General features: G+C 54.9%; 22 protein-coding genes and 1 pseudogene. 13 read left to right on the top strand and 10 right to left on the bottom strand.

Annotated elements, in window-relative coordinates:
* The 5 genes and pseudogenes from lptA to ACMZI0_RS00330 all read right to left on the bottom strand — a co-directional run bounded on the left by lptA (position 1) and on the right by ACMZI0_RS00330 (position 3,785).
* Positions 1 to 579 carry a lipopolysaccharide ABC transporter substrate-binding protein LptA gene (gene lptA / locus ACMZI0_RS00310; protein ID WP_415671523.1) on the bottom strand — a complete coding sequence of 193 codons (579 nt, stop codon included), beginning with the start codon at positions 577 to 579 and terminating at the stop codon, positions 1 to 3.
* Entirely contained in the window at positions 560 to 1,126 is a 567-nt protein-coding gene (gene lptC, locus ACMZI0_RS00315) for an LPS export ABC transporter periplasmic protein LptC (protein ID WP_415671524.1), read from the bottom strand. The genes lptA and lptC overlap by 20 nt, the downstream gene beginning before the upstream one ends.
* Positions 1,127 to 1,173: 47 nt before the next feature.
* Positions 1,174 to 1,740: a 3-deoxy-manno-octulosonate-8-phosphatase KdsC gene (gene kdsC / locus ACMZI0_RS00320; RefSeq protein WP_415671525.1), complete on the bottom strand. Its 567-nt coding sequence runs from the start codon at positions 1,738 to 1,740 to the stop codon at positions 1,174 to 1,176.
* Positions 1,741 to 1,802: 62 nt separating this feature from the next.
* Entirely contained in the window at positions 1,803 to 2,789 is a 987-nt protein-coding gene (gene kdsD / locus ACMZI0_RS00325; RefSeq protein WP_415671526.1) for an arabinose-5-phosphate isomerase KdsD, read from the bottom strand.
* 51 nt (positions 2,790 to 2,840) lie between these two features.
* A pseudogene (locus ACMZI0_RS00330) lies at positions 2,841 to 3,785 on the bottom strand (calcium/sodium antiporter).
* 303 nt (positions 3,786 to 4,088) lie between these two features.
* On the opposite strand from ACMZI0_RS00330, the gene mlaF reads away from it, so the two are divergent.
* The 7 genes from mlaF to murA all read left to right on the top strand — a co-directional run bounded on the left by mlaF (position 4,089) and on the right by murA (position 8,910).
* Entirely contained in the window at positions 4,089 to 4,901 is an 813-nt protein-coding gene (gene mlaF, locus ACMZI0_RS00335; protein WP_415671527.1) for a phospholipid ABC transporter ATP-binding protein MlaF, read from the top strand.
* A gap of 7 nt (positions 4,902 to 4,908) precedes the next feature.
* The gene (gene mlaE, locus ACMZI0_RS00340) at positions 4,909 to 5,691 is read left to right on the top strand and encodes a lipid asymmetry maintenance ABC transporter permease subunit MlaE (protein WP_415671528.1); all 783 of its coding nucleotides are present in this window, start codon (positions 4,909 to 4,911) and stop codon (positions 5,689 to 5,691) included.
* Positions 5,692 to 5,695: 4 nt separating this feature from the next.
* Positions 5,696 to 6,262 (top strand): outer membrane lipid asymmetry maintenance protein MlaD, encoded by a 567-nt coding sequence (mlaD, locus tag ACMZI0_RS00345; protein WP_415671529.1) that lies wholly within the window; start codon positions 5,696 to 5,698, stop codon positions 6,260 to 6,262.
* Positions 6,263 to 6,278: 16 nt separating this feature from the next.
* Positions 6,279 to 6,911 carry a phospholipid-binding protein MlaC gene (gene mlaC, locus ACMZI0_RS00350; RefSeq protein WP_415671530.1) on the top strand — a complete coding sequence of 211 codons (633 nt, stop codon included), beginning with the start codon at positions 6,279 to 6,281 and terminating at the stop codon, positions 6,909 to 6,911.
* On the top strand, positions 6,904 to 7,197 hold the full coding sequence (gene mlaB / locus ACMZI0_RS00355; protein WP_415671531.1) for a lipid asymmetry maintenance protein MlaB: 294 nt from the start codon (positions 6,904 to 6,906) through the stop codon (positions 7,195 to 7,197). The genes mlaC and mlaB overlap by 8 nt, the downstream gene beginning before the upstream one ends.
* A gap of 141 nt (positions 7,198 to 7,338) precedes the next feature.
* Positions 7,339 to 7,593, top strand: coding sequence for a BolA family iron metabolism protein IbaG (gene ibaG / locus ACMZI0_RS00360; RefSeq protein WP_415671532.1), 255 nt, complete (start codon positions 7,339 to 7,341; stop codon positions 7,591 to 7,593).
* 51 nt (positions 7,594 to 7,644) lie between these two features.
* On the top strand, positions 7,645 to 8,910 hold the full coding sequence (murA, locus tag ACMZI0_RS00365; RefSeq protein ID WP_415671533.1) for a UDP-N-acetylglucosamine 1-carboxyvinyltransferase: 1,266 nt from the start codon (positions 7,645 to 7,647) through the stop codon (positions 8,908 to 8,910).
* Positions 8,911 to 8,956: 46 nt separating this feature from the next.
* On the opposite strand, the gene degS is transcribed toward murA, so the two are convergent.
* The 3 genes from degS to zapG form a co-directional block, all read right to left on the bottom strand.
* Positions 8,957 to 10,051: an outer membrane-stress sensor serine endopeptidase DegS gene (gene degS / locus ACMZI0_RS00370; RefSeq protein ID WP_415671534.1), complete on the bottom strand. Its 1,095-nt coding sequence runs from the start codon at positions 10,049 to 10,051 to the stop codon at positions 8,957 to 8,959.
* Between the two features lie 101 nt (positions 10,052 to 10,152).
* The gene (degQ, locus tag ACMZI0_RS00375; RefSeq protein WP_415671535.1) at positions 10,153 to 11,523 is read right to left on the bottom strand and encodes a serine endoprotease DegQ; all 1,371 of its coding nucleotides are present in this window, start codon (positions 11,521 to 11,523) and stop codon (positions 10,153 to 10,155) included.
* A 231-nt stretch (positions 11,524 to 11,754) separates the two neighbouring features.
* On the bottom strand, positions 11,755 to 12,159 hold the full coding sequence (gene zapG, locus ACMZI0_RS00380; RefSeq protein ID WP_415671536.1) for a Z-ring associated protein ZapG: 405 nt from the start codon (positions 12,157 to 12,159) through the stop codon (positions 11,755 to 11,757).
* Between the two features lie 234 nt (positions 12,160 to 12,393).
* Between zapG and zapE the strand changes: the two genes are divergently transcribed.
* The 6 genes from zapE (at position 12,394) to ACMZI0_RS00410 (ending at position 16,629) form a co-directional block, all read left to right on the top strand.
* Positions 12,394 to 13,542, top strand: coding sequence for a cell division protein ZapE (zapE, locus tag ACMZI0_RS00385; RefSeq protein WP_415671550.1), 1,149 nt, complete (start codon positions 12,394 to 12,396; stop codon positions 13,540 to 13,542).
* A gap of 249 nt (positions 13,543 to 13,791) precedes the next feature.
* On the top strand, positions 13,792 to 14,220 hold the full coding sequence (gene rplM, locus ACMZI0_RS00390; RefSeq protein WP_415671537.1) for a 50S ribosomal protein L13: 429 nt from the start codon (positions 13,792 to 13,794) through the stop codon (positions 14,218 to 14,220).
* Between the two features lie 15 nt (positions 14,221 to 14,235).
* Complete coding sequence (gene rpsI, locus ACMZI0_RS00395; RefSeq protein WP_195314295.1) at positions 14,236 to 14,628, top strand: 30S ribosomal protein S9; 393 nt, start codon at positions 14,236 to 14,238, stop codon at positions 14,626 to 14,628.
* Between the two features lie 353 nt (positions 14,629 to 14,981).
* Positions 14,982 to 15,623: a stringent starvation protein SspA gene (gene sspA / locus ACMZI0_RS00400; protein WP_195314296.1), complete on the top strand. Its 642-nt coding sequence runs from the start codon at positions 14,982 to 14,984 to the stop codon at positions 15,621 to 15,623.
* A gap of 6 nt (positions 15,624 to 15,629) precedes the next feature.
* Positions 15,630 to 16,127, top strand: a complete 498-nt coding sequence (sspB, locus tag ACMZI0_RS00405) for a ClpXP protease specificity-enhancing factor (RefSeq protein WP_415671538.1) — start codon at positions 15,630 to 15,632, stop codon at positions 16,125 to 16,127.
* Between the two features lie 88 nt (positions 16,128 to 16,215).
* Positions 16,216 to 16,629 carry a GFA family protein gene (locus ACMZI0_RS00410; protein WP_415671539.1) on the top strand — a complete coding sequence of 138 codons (414 nt, stop codon included), beginning with the start codon at positions 16,216 to 16,218 and terminating at the stop codon, positions 16,627 to 16,629.
* Between the two features lie 65 nt (positions 16,630 to 16,694).
* On the opposite strand, the gene ACMZI0_RS00415 is transcribed toward ACMZI0_RS00410, so the two are convergent.
* The gene (locus ACMZI0_RS00415; RefSeq protein WP_415671540.1) at positions 16,695 to 18,113 is read right to left on the bottom strand and encodes a glutamate synthase small subunit; all 1,419 of its coding nucleotides are present in this window, start codon (positions 18,111 to 18,113) and stop codon (positions 16,695 to 16,697) included.
* 9 nt (positions 18,114 to 18,122) lie between these two features.
* Positions 18,123 to 22,583, bottom strand: a complete 4,461-nt coding sequence (gene gltB, locus ACMZI0_RS00420; protein ID WP_415671541.1) for a glutamate synthase large subunit — start codon at positions 22,581 to 22,583, stop codon at positions 18,123 to 18,125.
* Positions 22,584 to 22,893: the final 310 nt, after the last annotated feature.

The following is a 22,893-nucleotide window of genomic DNA, read 5'->3' on the forward strand; positions in this document are numbered from 1 at the left end:
TTATTCAGTTGCCTGTGGTTGCGGCTTTGCTTTTTGGGACGATGGCGCGGTGGCCTTACCGTTCTTGTCTTGCAACTGCGAGGGCACCAGCACGGTCGTCACGCGTCCGCCTTTATCGCTCACCGCCTCCATCTGCTGCAGCTTCACCAGATAGGTGATGCGATCGCCCTTAACGTTGCTGTCCAACTGTTCCAGATAAGCGTTGCCCGTCAGGGTTATCTTATCCTGAGCCAGTTCATAGCGAACCTTTTGCGCGCGCCCTTTTACCGGTTTGCCGTTATCTTGCATTTGGTAGAAAGTGACTGGATTACCAAAGGCTTCGATCACTTCCTGACCCTGCGACCCTTGCGGGCGCGTGACCACGACCTTCTCGGCCTTCACTTCAATCGTCCCTTGCTTGACCACCACGTTGCCGGTAAAGGTCACGGTATTGCCTTGCATGTCCAATGACTGCTGTGCGGAATCAATGTGAATCGGTTGACTGGTATCGCCTGTCACAGCAAGCGCAGGCAGGCTTGCCGCTAACAGCGCGCTGGCGATGGCGGCGCGACGCCAGGCATTATTGGTGTTGAATTTCATAAGAGGTTTTTACCTTTTCAATCAATTCGGCAGTTTTGTTACGCAAATTGCCGCGCATTTTCATCCCATTGGAGAGGAAACTGGCTCCGTACAGCGTCACCTCGTCATCGGAAGTGATATCCTGTGTCACCAGGTTAACTTGCGCATTATCGGTTTTTATCTGCCGTAATTGTGAGTCATTGGTCAGACTGTTGACTTCTACGTGCCCATATAAGAACAACATTTTATCCTTGGTCAGCTTGGCACGGTCGGCTTGCACCGACCAGGTGGCGATACCCTGTTCGTTAAACAGCGTAGCGACAGGCGCCGTAAACCAGGTGAGCTGTTCCGCGTTAAAATACTCCACTTTTTGCGCCACGAGCCGATAGTTCAGGCCACCCTGCGGGTTGTACACGCGCGTGGTGGTTTCATCGCTGGTGTAGGTCGGCCCCGCGTTGTCCTGCGTTTCGGTTTGCGGCGCGCTGTCCTGATCTGTCAGGTTCCAGCCAATCAGAATCAACACAATGAGCGCCAATAGCGCGGTTAGCCAGCGCTTCGTCTTATTCATAATAAAAACGTACTCATGGTGGTAGCAAACTCATCGTAATGATGTACTCATATCGATAGCCCTTTGGCTTCGTCCAGCTTACCCTGCGCCAGCAGGATAAGCTCGCATAACTCGCGCACGGCACCACGCCCGCCGGGGATCCTGGTCACGTAGTCTGCCTTGGGCAGCAGCAGGGGATGTGCGTCTGCCACGGCCACGCTGAGGCCCACTTGTGCCATCACCGGCCAGTCAATCAAATCGTCGCCAATATAAGCAACCTGTTCGCCGCAAAGCGACAGTGTATCTAACAGTTCGCGGAAGGCCAAAACCTTATCTGACTGTCCCTGATAAAGGTGGGTGATACCCAGCGTGCGACAACGGTCCTCCACCAATGGCGCGGAACGTCCGGTGATGATAGCGACCTCGATGCCGGACGTTAACAGACAGAGGATACCATAACCGTCGCGCACGTTAAATGCCTTCAGCTCTTCCCCTTGATTGCCCATGTAGATCAGGCCGTCGGAGAGCACGCCGTCAACATCGCAAATCAGCAGTTTGATGGTTTGTGCCTTCTCCAACACCCGATTAGCGATGGGGCCGTAGCAGGTGGCGGTGTGCGCCGGGGGGTTACTCATAAACACATATCCTTGATGTCACCATTAATCAGGGATTGCCAGAACGGCGATCCCGTCTACCGTTACACCACGCCAGCGCGCAGCATATCATGCATATGGACAATGCCGACCAGCCGATCGCCTTGTGCTACCAGTAGCGATGTAATATGACGCGATTGCATCAGATTCAACGCATCCACGGCCAGCGTATTGGGCGTCACCCGAATGCCGCCTGCCGTCATCAGATCGGCGATACGAGCATCGTTCAGGTTGATCTGCATATCAAAGATGCGGCGCAAGTCGCCGTCGGTAAAGATGCCTTCGATCACCATGTCCGGCGTGCAAATCACGGTCATACCAAAACTTTTGCGCGTGATCTCCACGAGTGCGTCACGCAGCGAGGCATCCCGCGTAACGTGAGGGATCTCGTCTCCGGTATGCATGATATCTGCTACGCGCAGCAAAAGTTTGCGACCCAGTGCGCCACCGGGGTGAGAAAGGGCAAAATCTTCGGCGGTAAAGCCCCGCGCCTGTAGCAAGGCGACGGCAAGCGCATCGCCCATCACCAGCGTGGCCGTGGTGCTGGACGTAGGGGCGAGCCCCAACGGACAGGCTTCTTGCGGCATGTGGACGCAGAGGTGAATATCCGCCGCTTTGCCCATGGTGCTTTCCGGGTTGCTGGTGATGCAAATCAGAAATACGCCCAGGCGTTTAAGCACCGGAATTAACGCCAGAATTTCATTGGATTCACCCGAATTGGATATGGCGATCACGATATCCTGTGTGGTGATCATACCGAGGTCGCCGTGACTGGCCTCGCCCGGATGGACAAAAAAGGAGGGCGTGCCGGTGCTGGCGAATGTCGCCGCCATCTTGCAGCCGATGTGCCCGGATTTCCCCATTCCCATCACCACCACTTTGCCTTGGCAATGGAACATGGTGCGACAAGCACGGGAGAAGTTGTCATCGATATACTGGTCCAGATGGGCCAACCCGTCGCGTTCGATGGCGAGAACGTGTCTTCCCGCCTGTTGAAAATCGAAATCGGGCTGTTGTTCAACGTTGGACATAACTGTTAATCCTGACTATTTGGGTTATCCAATGAAACGAGTCGTGCGCCGCTAGTACAGCAAAAATAGCGTCGCAAGGTAAGCGATAAACATACACAGTAACAGCGCTCCGGCACCTTGTCCGATATGGCGTTTTTTCCGCAGGCAGAGCAGCAGACTGGCGCCCAGCATTACGCCGTAATCGCGTTGAAATGCCAAAGGATTCACTGCACCGGGAGAAAGCAACGCCGGGACGCCAAGTACGATAACCAGATTAAAGACGTTTGAACCAATCAGGTTACCCAGCGCGATATCGTCCTCAGCGTGCCCACGATGGCGGTGGCCAACTCTGGCAGGCTGGTGCCGATCGCCAGCACCGTCAACCCGATGGTCAACTCATCAATGGCGAAATGGCGTGCAATCACGGTTGCATTATCAATCACGATACGCGCTGCCATCGGCAGAATAATCAACCCCAGCAGCAGCCAGAGCACGGCAACCGTTTGGTTACCGTTGCGGCAACTCCGCCAACTGCTCGCGTGTCAGGCTGTCGCTGCCATCTTGCTGCGCCTGGCGCACCATACGCAGCATGAGCACGATCCAGGCGCCCGCCGCCGCGAGAAGAATGACGCCATCAAGCCGACTGAGATAGCCATTGTAAAGCACCCCGCCGCTGAGCAGCGTGATCAATAGCATGGGGATCAGTTCACGGCGCAGCAGATCGGAGCGGAAGGTCAACGGGCGGATTAGGGCCGCACTGACGAGGATCAACAAGATATTCGCGATATTCGAACCTAATACATTACCGACAGCCATGTCCGTTTGCTGGTTCAGCCCAGTGGTCACCGACACGGCCAACTCTGGCAGCGACGTGCCAATGCCAACAATCATCACGCCGATAATCAAAGGAGAAATGCCCCACACGCGGGCAAGAACGGCTGCGCCATAGACCAAACGATCAGTGCCATAAACCAAAAGAAATAAGCCAATAACCAGGAGAACTATCGCAAAAAGCATGCAGCGTCCTTTATTGAGGTATAATCACCGGTTCGTTAGGCATCAAACCGGTGCGCGGACGAATGTCGAGCAAAAATTGCATTGCATCGTAGAGGAGTAATTTTGACTGTCTGGGCAGAAAAAGTAAAACTTATGACAGCCGGATCCCGCCCTTTTCGGTAAGAATTGTCGGTAATATTTTGTAAAACTCGGGCTTTGCCTGAAACCTGCCGTTAAGCTTGATAGGAAATGCAACGGTCGTTGCACGTCATACACGTATAACAGCGACGATCGTCAAGGGGAGTGAGTGAAGGAAAAGATCGCATGAACCATGATGCTACTAATCTGGTTGAAATTCGTGGGCTCAATTTTTCGCGTGGCGAGCGGCCCATTTTCACCGATGTTTCATTAACCGTACCCAAAGGCAAGGTGACCGCCATTATGGGGCCCTCCGGTATTGGTAAAACCACGCTGCTGCGCCTGATTGGCGGCCAGCTCCAACCGGACAGTGGAGAGATCTGGTTTGACGGAGAGAATGTGCCAACGCTCTCCCGTTCCCGGCTGTATGACGTGCGCAAAAAGATGAGCATGTTGTTCCAGTCGGGTGCGCTGTTCACCGATCTTACCGTATTTGAGAACGTAGCCTGGCCGCTGCGTGAACATACCCAACTGCCAGAAGCGCTGTTGCGCAGCACGGTGCTGATGAAACTGGAAGCTGTGGGGTTGCGCGGCGCGGCCAATCTGATGCCCTCTGAGCTCTCGGGTGGGATGGCTCGCCGTGCCGCACTGGCCCGCGCCATCGCGCTCGATCCACAAATGATCATGTTCGATGAACCCTTTGTCGGTCAGGATCCGATCACCATGGGCGTGCTGGTCAAACTGATCGACGAATTGAACCATGCACTAGACGTCACGTGCATTGTGGTCTCTCATGATGTGCCGGAAGTGCTCAGCATCGCGGATTATGCCTATATCGTTGCCGATCAGCACATTGTCGCGCACGGCTCGGCGGCAGAGCTGCGCGCCAACACCGACCCTCGGGTGCGGCAATTTATTGACGGTATTGCCGATGGCCCCGTACCGTTTCGCTTTCCTGCTGGTGACTATAAAACCAGCCTGTTAGGCTCCGGGAGTTAATCAATTCATGCTACGAGAAGCATTGGCGTCGTTTGGACGCCAGGGAATCCGGACCGGTGCTGCCTTCGGTCGTGCCGGTTTCATGTTGTTTAATGCTCTGGTCGGCCGCCCTGAACTGCGCAAACAAGGGCCGCTGCTGCTCAAGCAACTGCACAGCGTCGGGGTTCAGTCGTTATTGATCATCCTGGTGTCTGGTCTCTTTATCGGTATGGTGCTGGGGCTGCAAGGGTATCTTGTGTTGACCACCTACAGCGCCGAGGCCAGCCTGGGCATGATGGTGGCGCTTTCTTTGCTGCGCGAGCTGGGGCCGGTAGTGACGGCGCTGTTGTTTGCTGGTCGCGCGGGATCGGCCCTGACGGCGGAGATCGGCCTGATGAAAGCCACTGAGCAGCTCTCCAGTATGGAGATGATGGCGGTGGACCCGTTGCGGCGCGTGGTTGCGCCACGTTTTTGGGCGGGTCTTATCAGCATGCCGCTGCTGACGATTATCTTCGTAGCGGTTGGCATCTGGGGCGGCGCGTTGGTTGGGGTTAGCTGGAAGGGCATCGACGATGGCTTCTTCTGGTCAGCGATGCAGGGCGCGGTCGAATGGCGCAAGGATTTGCTGAACTGCGTGATTAAAAGTGTGGTATTCGCGATTACCGTGACCTGGATTGCGTTGTTTAATGGCTGTGATGCGATCCCGACCTCAGAGGGGATCAGCCGCGCGACGACCCGCACGGTGGTACACTCGTCATTGGCGGTATTGGGATTGGATTTTGTGCTGACAGCACTGATGTTTGGGAACTGAGTCGATGCAAACGAAGCGAAGTAAAATCTGGGTTGGCGTATTCATGTTAATCGCCCTGGGCGCCATTATTTTTCTCTGTTTGAAAGTCGCCGACGTGAAGTCTATCGGCAGTGAACAGACTTATCGGCTGTATGCCAAGTTTGACAATATCGGCGGCCTGAAAGCGCGCTCTCCGATAAAAGTCGGTGGTGTCGTGATCGGTCGCGTTGCAGATATTTCGTTGGACACGAAGACCTACCTGCCGCGCGTTGCCATGGATATCCAACGCCGCTATGACCATATTCCTGACACCAGTTCGCTGGCAATCCGCACTTCCGGATTGCTCGGGGAGCAGTATCTGGCGCTGAATATCGGTTTTGAAGATGAAGAGATGGGAACCAAGATTCTCGCCGATGGCGGTGTGATCCAGGATACTAAATCCGCTATGGTGCTGGAGGACTTAATTGGCCAGTTCCTATATAAGAGCGGGGGCGATAGCACTGACAATACGGAAAATACGGAGCCTGTGCCGCAAAATGAGTCGGCATTGACACCAGCGCCGTCTGCCTCCGCGCCGGCCGCAGCACAATAATCAAGAGGACATCCGCATGTTAAAACGTTTACTGATGGTGGCACTGCTGGTTGTGGCACCTTTCGCCAACGCGGTGGATCAAACCAACCCTTACCGCTTGATGAATGATGCAGCGGAAAAAACCTTCACACGTTTGAAAAACGATCAGCCGAGTATCAAACAGGATCCGAACTACTTGCGCCAAATCGTGCAAGAAGAGCTGTTGCCGTATGTTCAGATTCGCTATGCGGGTGCGCTGGTGCTGGGTCGCTACTATAAAGAAGCCACTCCGGCGCAGCGTGATGCCTATTTCAAGGCGTTTGAAGCCTATTTGGCGCAGGCCTATGGTCAGGCGTTGGCGCTCTACCATGGACAAAACTACCAGATTCAACCTGAGCAACCGTTGGGTAGCGCTGACATCATTCCTATCCGCGTGACGATTATCGACAATGGCGGCCGACCGCCGGTGCGTCTGGATTTCCAATGGCGTAAAAACAGCCAAACCGGTAACTGGCAGGCCTATGACATGATCGCTGAAGGGGTGAGCATGATCACTACCAAGCAAAACGAATGGGCCGCCATTCTCCGTCAGCAAGGCGTTGATGGGTTGACAAAACAGCTGGAAGCCTCCGCGCGTCAGCCGATTACGCTGGAGCAGAAAAATGGCTGAGGCGCTGCGCTGGACGTCGCAAGACACGACGCTGGCGCTGTCCGGCGATTTGGATCGTGATTCGCTGTTGCCGTTTTGGCAGCAGCGTGAGGCGCTGTTAGCGGGCAAGCACGCGTTGGATATCTCCGCGCTGGAGCGGGTTGATTCGGCCGGATTGGCATTGCTCACACACCTCTACCAGCAGCAGAGCACTTCTCAGGCATCCTTTACGATTGTTGGCGCCAGTGAGCGGGTAAAAACGCTGATAGCGCTTTACAATCTCAACGACATTATTCCCGTCGTTTGATTTTTCCTTTACCTTTCCTGCGCATAGCTTCAAACCGCCCTCTTTGCACCTGCGAAGAGGGATTTCCTTGTTTAAGAAAACGGCGTATTCATCTAAGATACACGGCTGATAATCCTCCCCCTGAACACAGAATCGAGAGCGATGGAAAATAACGAGATCAAAGAGGTGCTGATGAAGGCATTGGCACTGCAAGAAGTCCATGTAACGGGCGATGGCAGCCACTTTCAGGTCGTCGCCGTGGGGGATATTTTTGCGGGTATGCGTCGTGTCAAGCAGCAGCAGACCGTATACGCGCCCTTGATGGAGTACATTGCGGACAACCGCATTCATGCGCTTTCCATCAAGGCCTATACACCGGAAGAATGGCAGCGCGATCGCAAGCTGAACGGTTTTTAAGCGATAGCAGTGCGTCCTGAAATACTTTTAGCAAGCTGAGAACCTTTAACTATGGATAAATTTCGTGTGCAGGGTCCTACCCGGCTTACTGGTGAAGTCACCATCTCCGGGGCGAAAAATGCCGCCCTGCCCATCCTGTTTGCGGCCCTGCTGGCGGAAGCGCCGGTAGAAATCCAAAATGTTCCCAAGCTGCGTGATATCGACACCACGATGAAGTTGCTCAGCCAGTTAGGGGCTCGTGTGACGCGTAATGGCTCGGTGCATGTGGATGCCCGTGACGTTAACGTGTTCTGCGCACCTTACGATCTGGTGAAAACCATGCGTGCCTCCATCTGGGCATTGGGGCCGCTGGTGGCGCGTTTCGGTCAGGGTCAGGTTTCACTGCCCGGCGGTTGCGCGATTGGCGCGCGCCCGGTTGATTTGCATATTACCGGGCTGGAACAGCTTGGTGCCAAGATCGTGCTGGAAGAGGGCTATGTCAAAGCCACTGTTGACGGACGTTTGCAGGGCGCGCACATCGTCATGGATAAAGTCAGCGTCGGGGCGACCGTCACCATCATGACGGCGGCAACGCTGGCAGAAGGCACCACCATTATCGAAAATGCCGCGCGTGAGCCGGAAATTGTTGATACGGCGGGCTTCCTGAACGCGATGGGGGCAAAAATTACCGGTGCGGGCAGCGACAAGATCGTTATCGAGGGCGTTGAGCGCCTGGGTGGCGGCGTTTACCGCGTGCTGCCGGACCGTATTGAAACCGGCACGTTCCTGGTGGCTGCTGCCGTATCGCGGGGCAGCATTGTGTGCCGTAACACTCGCCCGGATACGCTGGATGCCGTGTTGGCGAAATTGCGAGATGCAGGTGCCGATATCGAAGTGGGTGAAGACTGGATCAGCCTGGATATGCATGGCAAACGGCCAAAAGCGGTTACCGTGCGTACGTCTCCGCATCCCGGTTTCCCTACCGATATGCAAGCCCAGTTCAGCTTGTTGAATCTGGTAGCAGAAGGCACCGGTGTTATCACTGAAACCATCTTTGAAAACCGCTTTATGCACGTGCCGGAGCTGATTCGTATGGGGGTGCAGGCAGAGATTGAGAGCAACACCGTGATCTGCCACGGCGTTGCTACCCTTTCTGGTGCTCAGGTGATGGCAACCGATTTGCGTGCCTCTGCCAGCCTGGTGTTGGCGGGCTGTATCGCAGAAGGTACAACCCTCGTCGATCGTATCTACCACATCGATCGTGGTTATGAGCGCATTGAAGACAAACTGCGTGGGCTGGGTGCGAACATCGAACGTGTGAGCGGCAACGACGCATAATCATGTTTCAGTATGAGCAGCAGTGATGCTGCTCATACTGGCAACGTTAACTCTCCGGAAACTCCTGAATCGTTACCGATAGCATCATCTCCTGATCGCCGTGGCGAATCGCGACCGGAACTGCTGTACCTGGGCGAATTTCAGCCACTTGATCTATGGTTTCAATGACGGAGACGGCGGGCTTGTTGTTCATGGTAAGCAGCACGTCGCCTTTTTTCATGCCACCTTTGTCTGCCGGGCCACCAGGTTCAACATTCATCACGATCACGCCTTGCAAGCGTTTATTGCCATCCAGCGTGCTATTGGGTGACAAGCCTTCCGCCTGTGCACCGTTAATGCCGATATAGCCGCGAATCACGCGACCATCACGAATCAGTTTTCCCATCACCTTGGTTGCCAGCGCTACCGGGATGGCGAAACCAATGCCTTCCGGTGTTTCTCCGTCGCTGCCTTTATCAAAGGTCAGGGTGTTGATGCCGACCAGTTCGCCCAGCGTGTTGACCAGCGCACCGCCAGAGTTGCCGTGGTTGATAGAGGCATCCGTTTGCAGAAAGTTTTGCCGCCCGCCAAAGCTGGAGCCAGAACCATCCATCAGGCTCAATCCCACACGTCCGGTGGCGCTGATAATGCCTTGGGTGACGGTTTGTCCCAGGTTATAAGGGTTACCGATAGCCAGTACCACATCGCCGATATGAGCGGTGCGTTTCTCGTTAATGGTGATAACGGGCAGATTAGAGGCTTCCACTTTCACCACGGCCAGATCGGTCAGCTTGTCCGTGCCGATCACGCTTGCCTCATAGACGCGGCCGTCCTGTAATGAGATAACCAACTGCGCGATATTGTTGATCACGTGATTATTAGTAAGCACATACCCTTTTTCGCTCATGATTACGCCAGAGCCGAGCAGGCGAATATTCAGTTCCCCGTTGTTCTCGCTGGTCGATTCTCGGCTATAGACGTTAACCACCGCAGGTGCGGCGCGGCGAACGGCCTGATTGTAGCTCAGCGGCGCATCTTCGCTCTGTATACTGTGTGAGGCAGGAAACAGTGCGGTATTTGACCGTAGCAACGGCATGATCGCGAGCAGAATTCCAGCCACGATCACACCAATAATGGCGGAGCGAAAGAGTTTTGCGAGCATAAAACGTACAGGGAAATGGATAGGTAGACGGAGGATAACATGAGTTTACCGGACACGGCATGTACCGTGTCCGATTTTATGGTATTGAAGCAATATCTCGTTTAGCGCAACAGCAAGTAAATCGTTTCTTCGCCACGTACCACGTTCAGCGCCAGCACGCTGGGTTTGCTTTCCAGAATTTTGCGCAACTGGGTGATGTTTTCTACCCGCTCACGGTTAACGCCGATAATGATGTCGCCCTTCTGCAAGCCCACTTGTGCTGCCGGTGTGTCTTTGGTGACTTCTTCGATCTGTACCCCTTTGCTGCCATCTTGGGTCTGGCCGTTCGCCAGCGATGCGCCCTGCAAGGCCGGAGAGAGGCTCTCCGCGCTGGCGGCGGCAGAGGTGTTGTTATCGAGAACCACGGAGAGCTCCAGCGGTTTGCCTTCGCGCAGCAGGACAATCTTCACCGTTTTACCCGGCGCTGTGGTGCCGATTTTGGCACGCAGTTCAGTAAAGCTATTGATGGGTTTACCGTCCAGCGATGTCAGCACATCACCAGCCTTGATTCCCGCCTTGGCCGCCGCGGATTTCGGTAACACTTCGCTGACAAAGGCACCGCGTTGCGCTTCCACCTTGAAGGCTTTCGCCATGTCAGCGGTCATTTCGCTGCCTTTGATACCTAACAGGCCGCGTTTTACTTCACCGAATTCGATAAGTTGCTGCGCCAGGTTTTGCGCCATGTTGCTGGGAATGGCAAAACCGATACCGATGTTACCGCCACCCGGTGCCAGAATCGCGGTGTTAATCCCGATCAGCTCACCTTTAAGGTTCACCAGCGCACCGCCGGAGTTACCCCGGTTGATGGAGGCATCGGTCTGGATAAAGTTTTCCAACCCTTCCAGATTCAGGCCGCTACGACCCAGCGCAGAGATGATGCCTGAGGTGGCCGTTTGGCCGAGACCGAACGGGTTACCGACGGCAACGGCGAAATCCCCGACGCGCAGTTGGTCAGAATCCGCCATTTTAACTTCTTGCAGATTCTTGGCATCGTTCAGTTGCAGCAGCGCGATGTCGCTTTGCTCATCGCGACCGAGCAGTTTAGCCTCATATTCCCGGCTGTCATTCAACTGTACGCGAATTTTGTCTGCGTTGTTGATAACGTGATTATTGGTCAGGACATACCCTTTAGCGGCATCAATAATCACGCCGGAACCGAGGCCTTCAAAGGGGCGACTGTTTTGTTTTCCCGAAGGGGCATTCGGGCCAAAGAAGAATTTGAATTCTTCTGGCACGCGTCGGCGCTGTGTTTGCGTACCTTCCACATGCACGCTGACCACCGCAGGCAGCACCTTTTCCAACATCGGTGCCAGACTGGGTAACTGTTGACCCTCCACTACGGCGGGCAGGGCGGCGTGCGCAGCAGGAAGCGATGACAATGCGAGACTCATGCTTACTGCCAGTGCGCTGAATAATAATGATTTTTTCTTCATTTGAAGTTATCTCTCACAACCTGCGAACCATCGACAGAATGTCAATTATGAATAAAATGATGATATATAAACTTAAACGGCTGGTGAAGAGTCGACCAGCGAATAACGTGTAAAGTTCACTGTTCTTTCGTCAAGGGAGTGTAACTATCGTCAAAGCTGTTCAGGGAAGGGAAATACAGGGCGTAAGCTGCGTGAAGGATTTTGCCCTTCACGCAGGAGAGAACAGAGTGATTATTTGCGCAGAGGGCGTTCGCCGCGCAGCAGTCCGGATGCGCCGTCTGAATAATCGCGTGGTGGCATATCCACCGGTGCTTGATCGTTGTCGGCTTCCGCTTCGGTTAAACGATAGCGGAACGGGTTTTCCTGTACTGGCAAATCGGGCAGCAAGTTGCTGGAGCTTTTCGCCATATGTTGATACAGCTGGCGATAATCTTTCGCCATGTTATCCAGCAGTTCGGTGCTACGCGCAAAGTGACCCACCAACTCCTGACGGTAGGTTTCCAGTTCCGTTTTGCTCTTTTCCAACTCGCTTTGCAGCGCTTGCTGCTGCCGCAGTGTACGGTTGCCAAAGCGCATGGCGACAGCACCGATGATGATGCCGACAACTAATCCTATTAGCGCATACTCCCAAGTCATAAAGACACCTCTTTCGACGTCGTTGTCCCGTAGGGTTTTTTCACTTCATAATAGCCACTATAACCGCTAACGCCGCCCGAGTGGAGCCCCGAAACGCGACGCTGTAAGGTAATTGGGATCTCTTTCAGGTGATATCATGGAAAAATGCGACGATCGCGGAGCGAATCGCCGGTAACGGGCGATAAAACACGACTAACTTTTTTCGGGAAATGACGGATGAATGGAGAACCAGAGATGATACAACCGACAACCCTGCCGCTTGCTGGGCCATTGGCACACTATCGACAGGCAGTGGCTGCGGGAGAGTATCAGCCTGATGACGTTCAACTGCAAACGGTTAGCGCGCTACAAGGCATTTATCAGACTCTGATGGCGCGTGCAACGACGCAGGACACTCCCTCTGTCGGGCGGCTTACCCGCTGGCGACACTGGCTGGGACTGGCGGATAAAACGCCCGCGACGCCAGTGCAGGGGCTTTATATGTGGGGCGGCGTTGGGCGGGGTAAAACCTGGCTGATGGATCTGTTTTATCAGAGCCTGCCAACAGAACGTAAGCTGCGTCTGCATTTCCACCGTTTTATGCTGCGTGTGCATGAGGAACTGAATCAGCTACAGGGGCAGCCGAATCCCTTGGAGCAGGTGGCTGATGGGTTCAAGGCGCAGACTGATGTGCTGTGTTTTGATGAGTTTTTCGTCACGGATATCACCGATGCTATGTTGCTGGCGGAACTGCTGCGTGCCTTGTTCGCCCGCGGGGTCACGTTGGTGGCCACCTCGAACATCCCTCCGGATAACCTCTATCGTAACGGCTTGCAACGTAGCCGTTTCTTGCCGGCCATCGATCTGATCAAGCAGTACTGCGAGGTGCGTAATGTGGATGCCGGTATCGATTACCGTCTGCGCACGCTAACGCAGGCGCACCTTTACCTGACACCGCTGTCATCCGAGACAGAAACCGCGATGCGCCAGATGTTCTCGCGCTTGTCTGGCCGGGCATTCGCCGCGCTGGGGCCGGTGCTGGAGGTTAATCACCGGCCTTTGCCGACGCTCAGTGCCGGTGATGGCGTGCTGGCTGTCGATTTTGCCACGCTGTGTGTTGATGCGCGCAGCCAGAATGACTACATCGCGCTGTCGCGCCTTTATCACACAGTACTGTTGCACAATGTGACAGTGATGGGAACAAAGGAGGAAAATGCGGCACGTCGATTTATGGCGCTGGTGGATGAGTTCTACGAGCGGCGGGTCAAGCTGGTGATTGCGGCACAAACGTCGATGTTCGAGCTTTATCAGGGCGAGCACCTGAAATTCGAATATCAGCGCTGCCCGTCACGTCTGCAAGAGATGCAAAGTGAAGAATATCTGAGCCAGCCGCACCTTGCTTAAGTGGCCGGCGGGTAATTTATCGCGCGCTCAGTGGAAAAGGGGTCGATCTTTGCTATCGATTTCTCTATAATATTACGACCCCACGTTACAACAACGTTTTTTTCCCGAAACGTTAATCGCGCCGGCATGGCTATTCGAAGGGGTAGGTTTGCTGGACTAGATGCCGTGTGAACCTCGACACTTTATTTCTGAACTTATTGAAGTGTTTGGGTATTCACCAACGTGTAACTTAAATTGGGTAAGCTTTTAATGAAAACTTTTACAGCTAAACCAGAAACCGTCAAACGCGACTGGTATGTTGTTGACGCGACTGGTAAAACTCTGGGCCGCCTGGCTACTGAACTGGCTCGCCGTCTGCGTGGTAAGCATAAAGCGGAATACACCCCGCACGTCGATACCGGTGATTACATCATCGTTCTGAACGCTGACAAAGTTGCTGTAACCGGCAACAAGCGTAACGACAAGATTTACTATCACCACACCGGCCACATCGGTGGTATCAAGCAAGCGACCTTTGAAGAGATAATTGCCCGCCGTCCTGAGCGTGTGATTGAAATCGCGGTTAAAGGCATGCTGCCGAAGGGCCCGCTGGGTCGTGCTATGTACCGTAAACTGAAAGTTTACGCAGGTAACGAGCACAACCACGCGGCACAGCAACCGCAAGTTCTGGACATTTAATCGGGATTATAGGCAATGGCTGAAAATCAATACTACGGCACTGGTCGCCGCAAAAGCTCCGCCGCTCGCGTGTTCATCAAACCAGGCAACGGTAACATCGTTATCAACCAGCGCAGCCTGGAACAGTACTTCGGTCGCGAAACTGCCCGCATGGTAGTTCGTCAGCCGCTGGAACTGGTCGACATGGTTGGCAAACTGGATCTGTACATCACCGTTAAAGGTGGTGGTATTTCCGGTCAAGCGGGTGCCATTCGTCATGGTATCACCCGTGCGCTGATGGAGTATGACGAGTCTCTGCGTTCTGAACTGCGTAAAGCGGGCTTCGTTACTCGTGACGCACGTGAAGTTGAACGTAAGAAAGTTGGTCTGCGTAAAGCACGTCGCCGTCCGCAGTACTCCAAACGTTAATTTCTGGCGTTTATCGCTGCAAATCAACTTAAGAAACCCGGTGCGAACACCGGGTTTTTTGCCTTACGCGCGTGTTCTGTACCTCGTTCTGCCTGTATTTTATGCTTCAAGATGAAAAAATAATCTTATTTTTCTGATTGTTAACAATGAAATTGCGCTTCTTTCCCCACAGAACGCACAAAATCTGATAAACTGTTTGCCGATTTTGTGCCTGTATGCCAGCCGGTAATTTTCCCGAATGTTGATGCCGCCAGACGTTTTTCTTGTGGACATTCACGTACAGTGAGTCCGGGCTATGCAGGATAGCGCCGTTTAGTTATTAGTCGTATTTCTCGATAAACTTGGAGGTTTTCATGGCTGTCGCTGCCAACAAACGTTCGGTGATGACGCTGTTTTCTGGTCCGTCCGACATTTTTAGCCATCAGGTTCGCATTGTTTTGGCGGAAAAGGGCGTGAGTGTCGAGATTGAGCAGGTGGATATGGATAACCTGCCGCAGGATCTTATTGACCTCAATCCGTACGGTTCTGTTCCGACGTTAGTCGATCGTGAACTGACGCTTTATGAGTCCCGTATCATCATGGAATATCTGGATGAGCGTTTCCCCCATCCTCCGTTGATGCCGGTTTATCCGGTCGCTCGTGGCACCAGCCGCCTGATGATGCACCGTATCGAATCTGATTGGTATTCCCTCCTGAAAAAAATCATGCAGGGGAATGCGCAAGAAGCGGATGCTGCTCGTAAACAACTGCGCGAAGAGTTGCTGGCCGTTGCGCCAGTGTTCAATGAAGCGCCTTATTTCATGAGCGAAGAGTTCAGCCTGGTCGATTGCTATCTGGCACCGCTGCTGTGGCGGTTACCCCTGCTGGGCATCGAATTGACCGGTGCAGGCGCGAAAGAGCTGAAAGGTTACATGACGCGCGTCTTCGAGCGTGATGCCTTTTTGGCATCCTTGACCGAAGCTGAGCGTGAAATCCGTTTGCACACCCGAGGTTAAATCAGTATGGCGTTGTCTCAACTATCTCCGCGCCGTCCGTATCTGTTGCGGGCTTTTTATGATTGGCTGCTGGATAATCAATTAACGCCGCATTTGGTGGTTGATGTATCGCTGCCGGGCGTGATGGTGCCAATGGAGTTCGCCCGTGACGGGCAGATAGTACTTAACATCGCGCAGCGCGCTGTGGGCGGCCTGGAGTTGGCGGATGACAGTGTGCGTTTCAACGCTCGCTTTGGTGGTGTGCCGCGTCAGGTCTATGTACCTATGGCTGCGGTGCTGGCCATATACGCCCGTGAGAATGGCGCTGGCACCATGTTTGAGCCGGAACCAGCCTATGAGCTGGATAACCTGACGGATGCGCAGGGTGAAGCATTGACGCCCGGGGTGGTGATGTCGGTTGTGGATAACGGGCAGCAAGATAACGTGACAGACGCGAATCCGCCTGATGACGATCCGCCACCGGCCCCGCGCGGTGGGCGACCATCGCTGCGCGTGGTGAAATAACCATATTCACAGAAAAGGGGCAAACGTGGGCTTTGCCCCTTTTTTATGGCAAAAAAGAGTGTTCAACCGATTGCAGCAGGAGGCAGTAATGAAGGTGGCCAAAGGCCAGTGCCTATGCGGCGCAGTGACTATCGAGGTGCCGGGGGAATGCGTGCATGATGTTAGCGTATGCCATTGCAACATGTGCCGCCAATGGAGTGGCGGGCCGCTGTTGGCCGTAGAGTGCAAGCAAGGGCTTGTTATGCATGGGGAAGAGAATGTCACGCATTACTGTTCGTCGGAATGGGCCGAACGTACCTTCTGCCGGGTTTGCGGCACGCATCTCTATTACCTGTTGCTGGAAACGCAGACGTATGAGCTGTCTGCGGGGATATTCCCTGACGATCGCAAACGGTTGGTGAGCCAGATTTATGTTGAAAGCAAACCGGGTTTTTATGATTTCGCTCAGCGAACCCCCATGCTGACGGAGCAGGACATTCTTGAGCAATTCAACGGCAGTTGAGCTATCAGCATATTGCGCTCAAGAAAAAGGCGGCTTGCGCCGCCTTAATTGATTATCGTTGCCGATTACACTTCCAGATAATTCATGATGCCATCTGCAGCCTTGCGGCCTTCTGCGATGGCGGTCACCACCAGATCGGAACCGCGCACCGCATCGCCACCAGCGAAGATTTTCGGGTTGCTGGTCTTGAAAGCGCTTTCGCTCTGCTCGGGCGCCACGATGCGGCCCTGGCTATCCAGTTCCACGCCGTGTTTCGCCAGCCAGTCCATCTTGTGCGGGCGGAAACCAAACGCCATGATTACCGCGTCTGCTTCCAGCACATGCTCGGAACCTTCGACGATTTCAGGACGACGACGGCCGTTAGCATCCGGTGCACCCAGTTCGGTGCGCGCCATTCTTACGCCACAGGCTTTACCGGCACCGTTAATTTCGATGCTGAGCGGTTGTAGGTTGAACAGAAATTCCACGCCCTCTTCGCGTGCGTTTTTCACTTCACGTTTGGAGCCAGGCATGTTGACTTCATCACGACGGTAGGCACAGGTAACGTGCGTTGCGCCATGGCGCAACGAGGTACGCACGCAGTCCATCGCGGTATCGCCGCCACCCAGTACCACCACGCGCTTGCCGCTCATGTCGGTATAGGGTTCATCCGGTGCGTTTTCAAAGCCCATCAACTGCTTAGTGTTGGCAATCAGGAACGGCAGTGCGTCATACACGCCCGGTGCGTCCTCATTTTCCAACCCGCCGCGCATGGATTGATAGGTTCCGACACCCAGGAATACCGCGTCGTAGTCGGCGAGCAGCGTCTCCAGCGCGATGTCTTTGCCAATCTCGGTGTTGAGCTGGAACTCGATGCCCATCTCACTGAAGATTTCACGGCGCTTGATCATCACCTCTTTTTCCAGCTTGAATGCCGGAATACCGAAGGTCAGCAAACCGCCGATTTCAGGATGGCGATCGAACACCACAGCCTGTACACCGTTACGCGCCAGCACGTCGGCACAGGCCAGGCCCGCCGGGCCTGCACCCACGATGGCGACACGCTTGCCGGTGGGTTTCACGTGTGACAGGTTCGGCTTCCATCCCATTTCGATCGCTTTATCATTGATATAGCGTTCGATATTGCCGATAGTGACCGCGCCGAACTCCGCATTGATCGTACAGGAACCTTCGCACAGTCTGTCCTGCGGGCAAACGCGGCCGCACACTTCTGGCAGACTGTTGGTCTGGTGTGACAGCTCAGCCGCTTCGATAATGCGCCCTTCGTTCGCTAGTTTCAGCCAGTTGGGAATGTAGTTATGTACCGGGCACTTCCATTCGCAATAGGGATTACCGCAGGCGAGGCAGCGGTCTGCCTGCGCCTTGGATTGGCTTTCGGAAAAGGGTTCGTAGATTTCTACGAACTCGATTTTGCGAATTTTTAACGGCTTCTTCGGCGGATCAACACGCTGTAAGTCGATAAATTGATAAACGTTCTGACTCATAATGCCCTCTTACTGCGCCTGAACCCGCAATTCGGCTGCGGAACGACTACGATGCCCTAATAATGCCTTCACATCACTCGACTTGGGTTTCACCAGTGCGAAACGCGATGCCCAGACCGGCCAGTTAGCGAGAATCTCTTCACCGCGTTGCGAGCCCGTGTGTTGCACGTGCTCGGTAATCAGGCCGCGCAGGTGCTCTTCGTGAATCGCCAGATCGTCGACCGACAGCACTTCCACCAGCTCAGGGTTGACGCGTTTGCGGAACTCGCCGTCTTCATCCAGCACGTAGGCGAAACCGCCGGTCATGCCCGAGCCAAAGTTGACGCCGGTGCGGCCCAGCACGCAGACGATACCGCCCGTCATGTATTCACAGCCGTTGTCGCCTACGCCTTCCACAACGGTGATGGCACCGGAGTTACGCACGCCGAAACGTTCGCCTGCGCGACCGGCGGCAAACAGCTTGCCGCCGGTCGCACCGTACAGACAGGTGTTGCCGATAATGCTCGCCTCATGGCTGCGGAACGCGGAGCCGACCGGCGGGTGCACGGAGATGCAGCCGCCTGCCATACCTTTGCCCACATAGTCGTTGGCATCCCCGGTCAGCGTCAGTTCGACGCCGCCAGCATTCCATACGCCAAAGCTCTGTCCGGCGGTGCCGGAGAAGTTGGCTTTGATCGGATCGCTTGCCAGCCCTTGATCGCCGTGCTGAGCGGCGATGGCACCGGACAGCGTTGCGCCGACGGAACGATCGGTATTGCGGATATCAAAGTAGAGCGCTTTGCTCTGTTTCGCCGCGATGTGCGGCTGTGCCTGAGACAGCAGCGCCTTGTTCAATAAACCTTCATCGAACGGCGGGTTGCTCTCGGTGCAGTACAGCGCTTTACCCGGCTGCGGCTGCGCGGTTTGCAGAAACGCAGAGAGATCCAGTTTGTTCTGTTTGGCGGTGAACCCATCCAACTCCACCAGCAGGTCGGTACGACCAATCAGCTCCACAAGTTTGCTGATACCCAGTTCCGCCATCAGCTCGCGGGTTTCCCGCGCGATGAAGTTGAAGTAGTTGATCACGCGTTCTGGCAGGCCGTGGTAGTGATCGCGGCGCAGCTTGTCGTCCTGCGTCGCAACGCCGGTGGCGCAGTTGTTCAGGTGGCAAATACGCAGGTATTTACAGCCGAGCGCCACCATCGGGCCAGTACCAAAGCCGAAGCTTTCTGCACCCAGAATCGCCGCTTTGATAATATCAACGCCGGTTTTCAGCCCGCCATCCACTTGCAGGCGAATTTTGTGGCGCAAACCGTTAGCGACCAGCGCCTGCTGGGTTTCCACCAGCCCCAGCTCCCACGGACAACCGGCGTATTTCACCGAGGTCAGCGGGCTGGCACCGGTGCCGCCGTCGTAACCGGCGATGGTGATCAGGTCGGCATAAGCTTTGGCAACGCCGGTGGCGATGGTGCCTACGCCCGGTTCGGAAACCAGCTTGACCGAGATCATCGCTTTTGGGTTGATCTGTTTCAGGTCGAAAATCAGCTGAGCCAAATCTTCGATAGAGTAAATATCATGATGCGGCGGTGGCGAAATCAGCGTCACACCCGGCACTGAGTAGCGCAGTCTGGCGATGTAGGGCGTAACCTTATCACCCGGCAACTGACCGCCTTCACCCGGCTTGGCCCCTTGTGCCACTTTAATCTGAATCACATCGGCGTTGACCAGATAGGCCGGTGTGACACCGAAGCGACCCGATGCCACCTGCTTGATACGTGACACTTTGTTGGTGCCGTAACGCGCAGGGTCTTCACCGCCTTCGCCGGAGTTGGAGTAGCCGCCCAGCGTGTTCATCGCTTCTGCCAGCGACTCATGGGCTTCCGGGCTCAACGCACCGATAGACATGGCCGCCGTGTCAAAGCGTTTAAACAGCTCGCTGGAGGGCTCAACGTCATCAACCGGGATAGCTGCGCCTCCCTGCGGTTTAATCGCCAGGAGGTCGCGCAGCGTTGCGACAGGGCGCTCGTTGACGTGTTTGGCGTACTGCTGGTAGTCGCTGTACTCACCGCTTTTCACGGCTTGTTGCAAGGTATTGACCACATCCGGGTTGTAGGCGTGGTATTCCCCGCCGTACACGAACTTCAGCAGGCCGCCCTGTTCCAGCGTTTTACGCTTCAGCCAGGCGCGTTTTGCCAGGTTTTGCAGATCCTGCTCGAAATCGCTGAAGTTAGCCCCGCCGATGCGGCTCACCACGCCGTGGAGGCTGAGTGCTGACACCTCTTGGTGCAGGCCCACCGCTTCAAACAGCTTGGAGCAACGGTACGACGCAACCGTAGAAATGCCCATTTTGGACATGATCTTGTACAGCCCTTTGTTGATGCCGTTGCGGTAGTTGAGCATTACGGTGCAGTAGGGCTTCTCAATGGTGTGGTTATCCACCAGTCGTGCCAATGACTCATACGCCAGATACGGATAGATAGCCGTAGCGCCGAAGCCGAGCAGCACAGCAAAGTGATGCGGGTCGCGGGCGCTGGCGGTTTCGACAATCAGGTTGGCGTCGCAGCGCAGGCTCTTTTCTACCAGACGATGCTGAATGGCACCCACTGCCATCGGTGCCGGAACCGGCAAACGGTGTTCGCTAATGGCGCGATCCGAAAGAACCAGCAACACGGCCCCTTCACGCACTTTGCGCTCAGCTTCTTCACACAGTGCTTCAACGGTTTGCTGCAACGATTTCTCGCGCGGATCGAAGGTCAGATCCAGCGTTTCAGCGCGGTAGTGCTGCTGATCTTGCGCTAACAGCTGGGTAAAGTCAGAGTACAGCAGGATCGGCGACTTGAAGCTCAAGCGGTGCGCCTGGCCTTCAGCTTCACAAAATACGTTCATTTCGCGGCCAATACAGGTCGCCAATGACATCACGTGTGCTTCACGCAGCGGGTCGATGGGCGGGTTAGTTACTTGTGCAAACTGCTGACGGAAATAGTCGTAAATGATACGTGGGCGGCTGGAGAGCACGGCAAACGGGGTGTCGTCCCCCATTGAACCGGTCGCTTCCTGACCGTTTTCACCCAGTACGCGCAGGATTTGGTCCAGCTCTTCACTGCTGTAGCCGAACTGCTTCTGGTAAGTTTCCAGCAGGTTGTCATCCAGCTTGCGGCTGCCGACCTGATCGTCCGGCAGCTCTTCGAACGGCACCAGACGCTTAACGTTTCTTTCCATCCACTCTTTATACGGGTGGCGGCTTTTAAGATCGTTATCGGTTTCGTTGGAGTGCAGAATGCGGCCTTCGAGGGTATCGATAACCATCAGTTCGCCGGGGCCAACGCGGCCTTTTTCCACCACTTCATCCGGCTGATAATCCCAAATTCCCACTTCGGAGGCGCAGGTGATCAACTTGTCTTTGGTAATGACATAGCGCGCCGGACGCAGGCCGTTACGGTCCAGGTTACAGGCCGCATAGCGGCCATCGGACATTACGATGCCCGCCGGGCCATCCCACGGCTCCATGTGCATGGAGTTGAAGTCAAAGAACGAACGCAGTTCCGGGTCCATGTCCGGGTTGTTCTGCCAGGCTGGCGGCACCAGCAAGCGCATGGCGCGCACGATATCCATCCCGCCGCTCAGGAACAGTTCCAGCATGTTATCCAGCGAGCTGGAGTCAGAGCCGGTTTCGTTGACGAACGGCGCGGCGTCTTGCAGATCGGGGATCAGCGGCGTTTTGAATTTGTACGCACGCGCCCGTGCCCATTGACGGTTACCGGCGATGGTGTTGATTTCGCCGTTGTGCGCCAGATAGCGGAACGGCTGCGCCAGCGGCCAACGCGGCACAGTATTGGTGGAGAAACGTTGGTGGAACAGGCAGATGGCTGATTCCAGACGTAAGTCCGCCAGGTCCAGGTAAAAACGCGGCAGATCCGCCGGCATACACAGACCTTTATAGATGTTGATCAGGTTGGAGAAGCTACAAACGTAGAACTCTTTATCCTGAATACGCTTTTCGATACGGCGGCGCGCCATGAACAGGCGGCGTGCCATATCGCGCAGCAGCCATCCCGCCGGGGCGTTGACAAAAATCTGTTCAATGCGCGGCAGCGAGGAGAGAGCGATTTCACCGAGTATGTCCGGATTGGTGGGCACTTCACGCCATCCCAGCACGGACAAGGTTTCATTTTGCAGCTCTTCTTCCACAATGCGACGCGACGCGCGGGCCAGATCTTCGTCCTGATTCAGGAACATCATGCCCACAGCGTAGTTCTTCGCCAACCGCCAGCCGTGCTCTTCGGCCACCAGTCGGTAGAAACGATCGGGTTTTTGTAATAACAAGCCGCAGCCGTCGCCGGTCTTGCCGTCAGCAAGGATCGCGCCACGGTGCTGCATGCGGGCCAGTGCGTGAATCGCAGTACGCACGACCTTATGGCTCGGTTCACCTTCTATATGGGCGATTAATCCGAAACCACAGTTGTCTCTCTCTTGGGATGCATCGTACAACATATCTCAGTGAACCTCCCCAGGCTCTGTGTGACTCTCACAACCTACTTCGTTCGGCACCGTGGCGTTGAACGATGGCGGATGACGGGGTCGCGCATTCTGCCGTTCTCTTCTCTTCGGCCTCTCGTGACGGTCTTACAAGTGGACTATGACTTGCTTTAAGAGGGAGTCTTTCTTTTCTAACTGCATAAAATATGACGAGTCGCGGACTCGTCGGGAAAGCTTCCAGCGGACTCCCAAATTAGTGAGAAAGCCAGTTCAGGTCAAATATCAATGCAAAATGTGCGATTAAGGGATGGTTTTTAGTTATGAT

Origin of the sequence: Symbiopectobacterium sp., assembly GCF_047692315.1 — a bacterium.
Lineage (GTDB): Bacteria > Pseudomonadota > Gammaproteobacteria > Enterobacterales > Enterobacteriaceae > Symbiopectobacterium.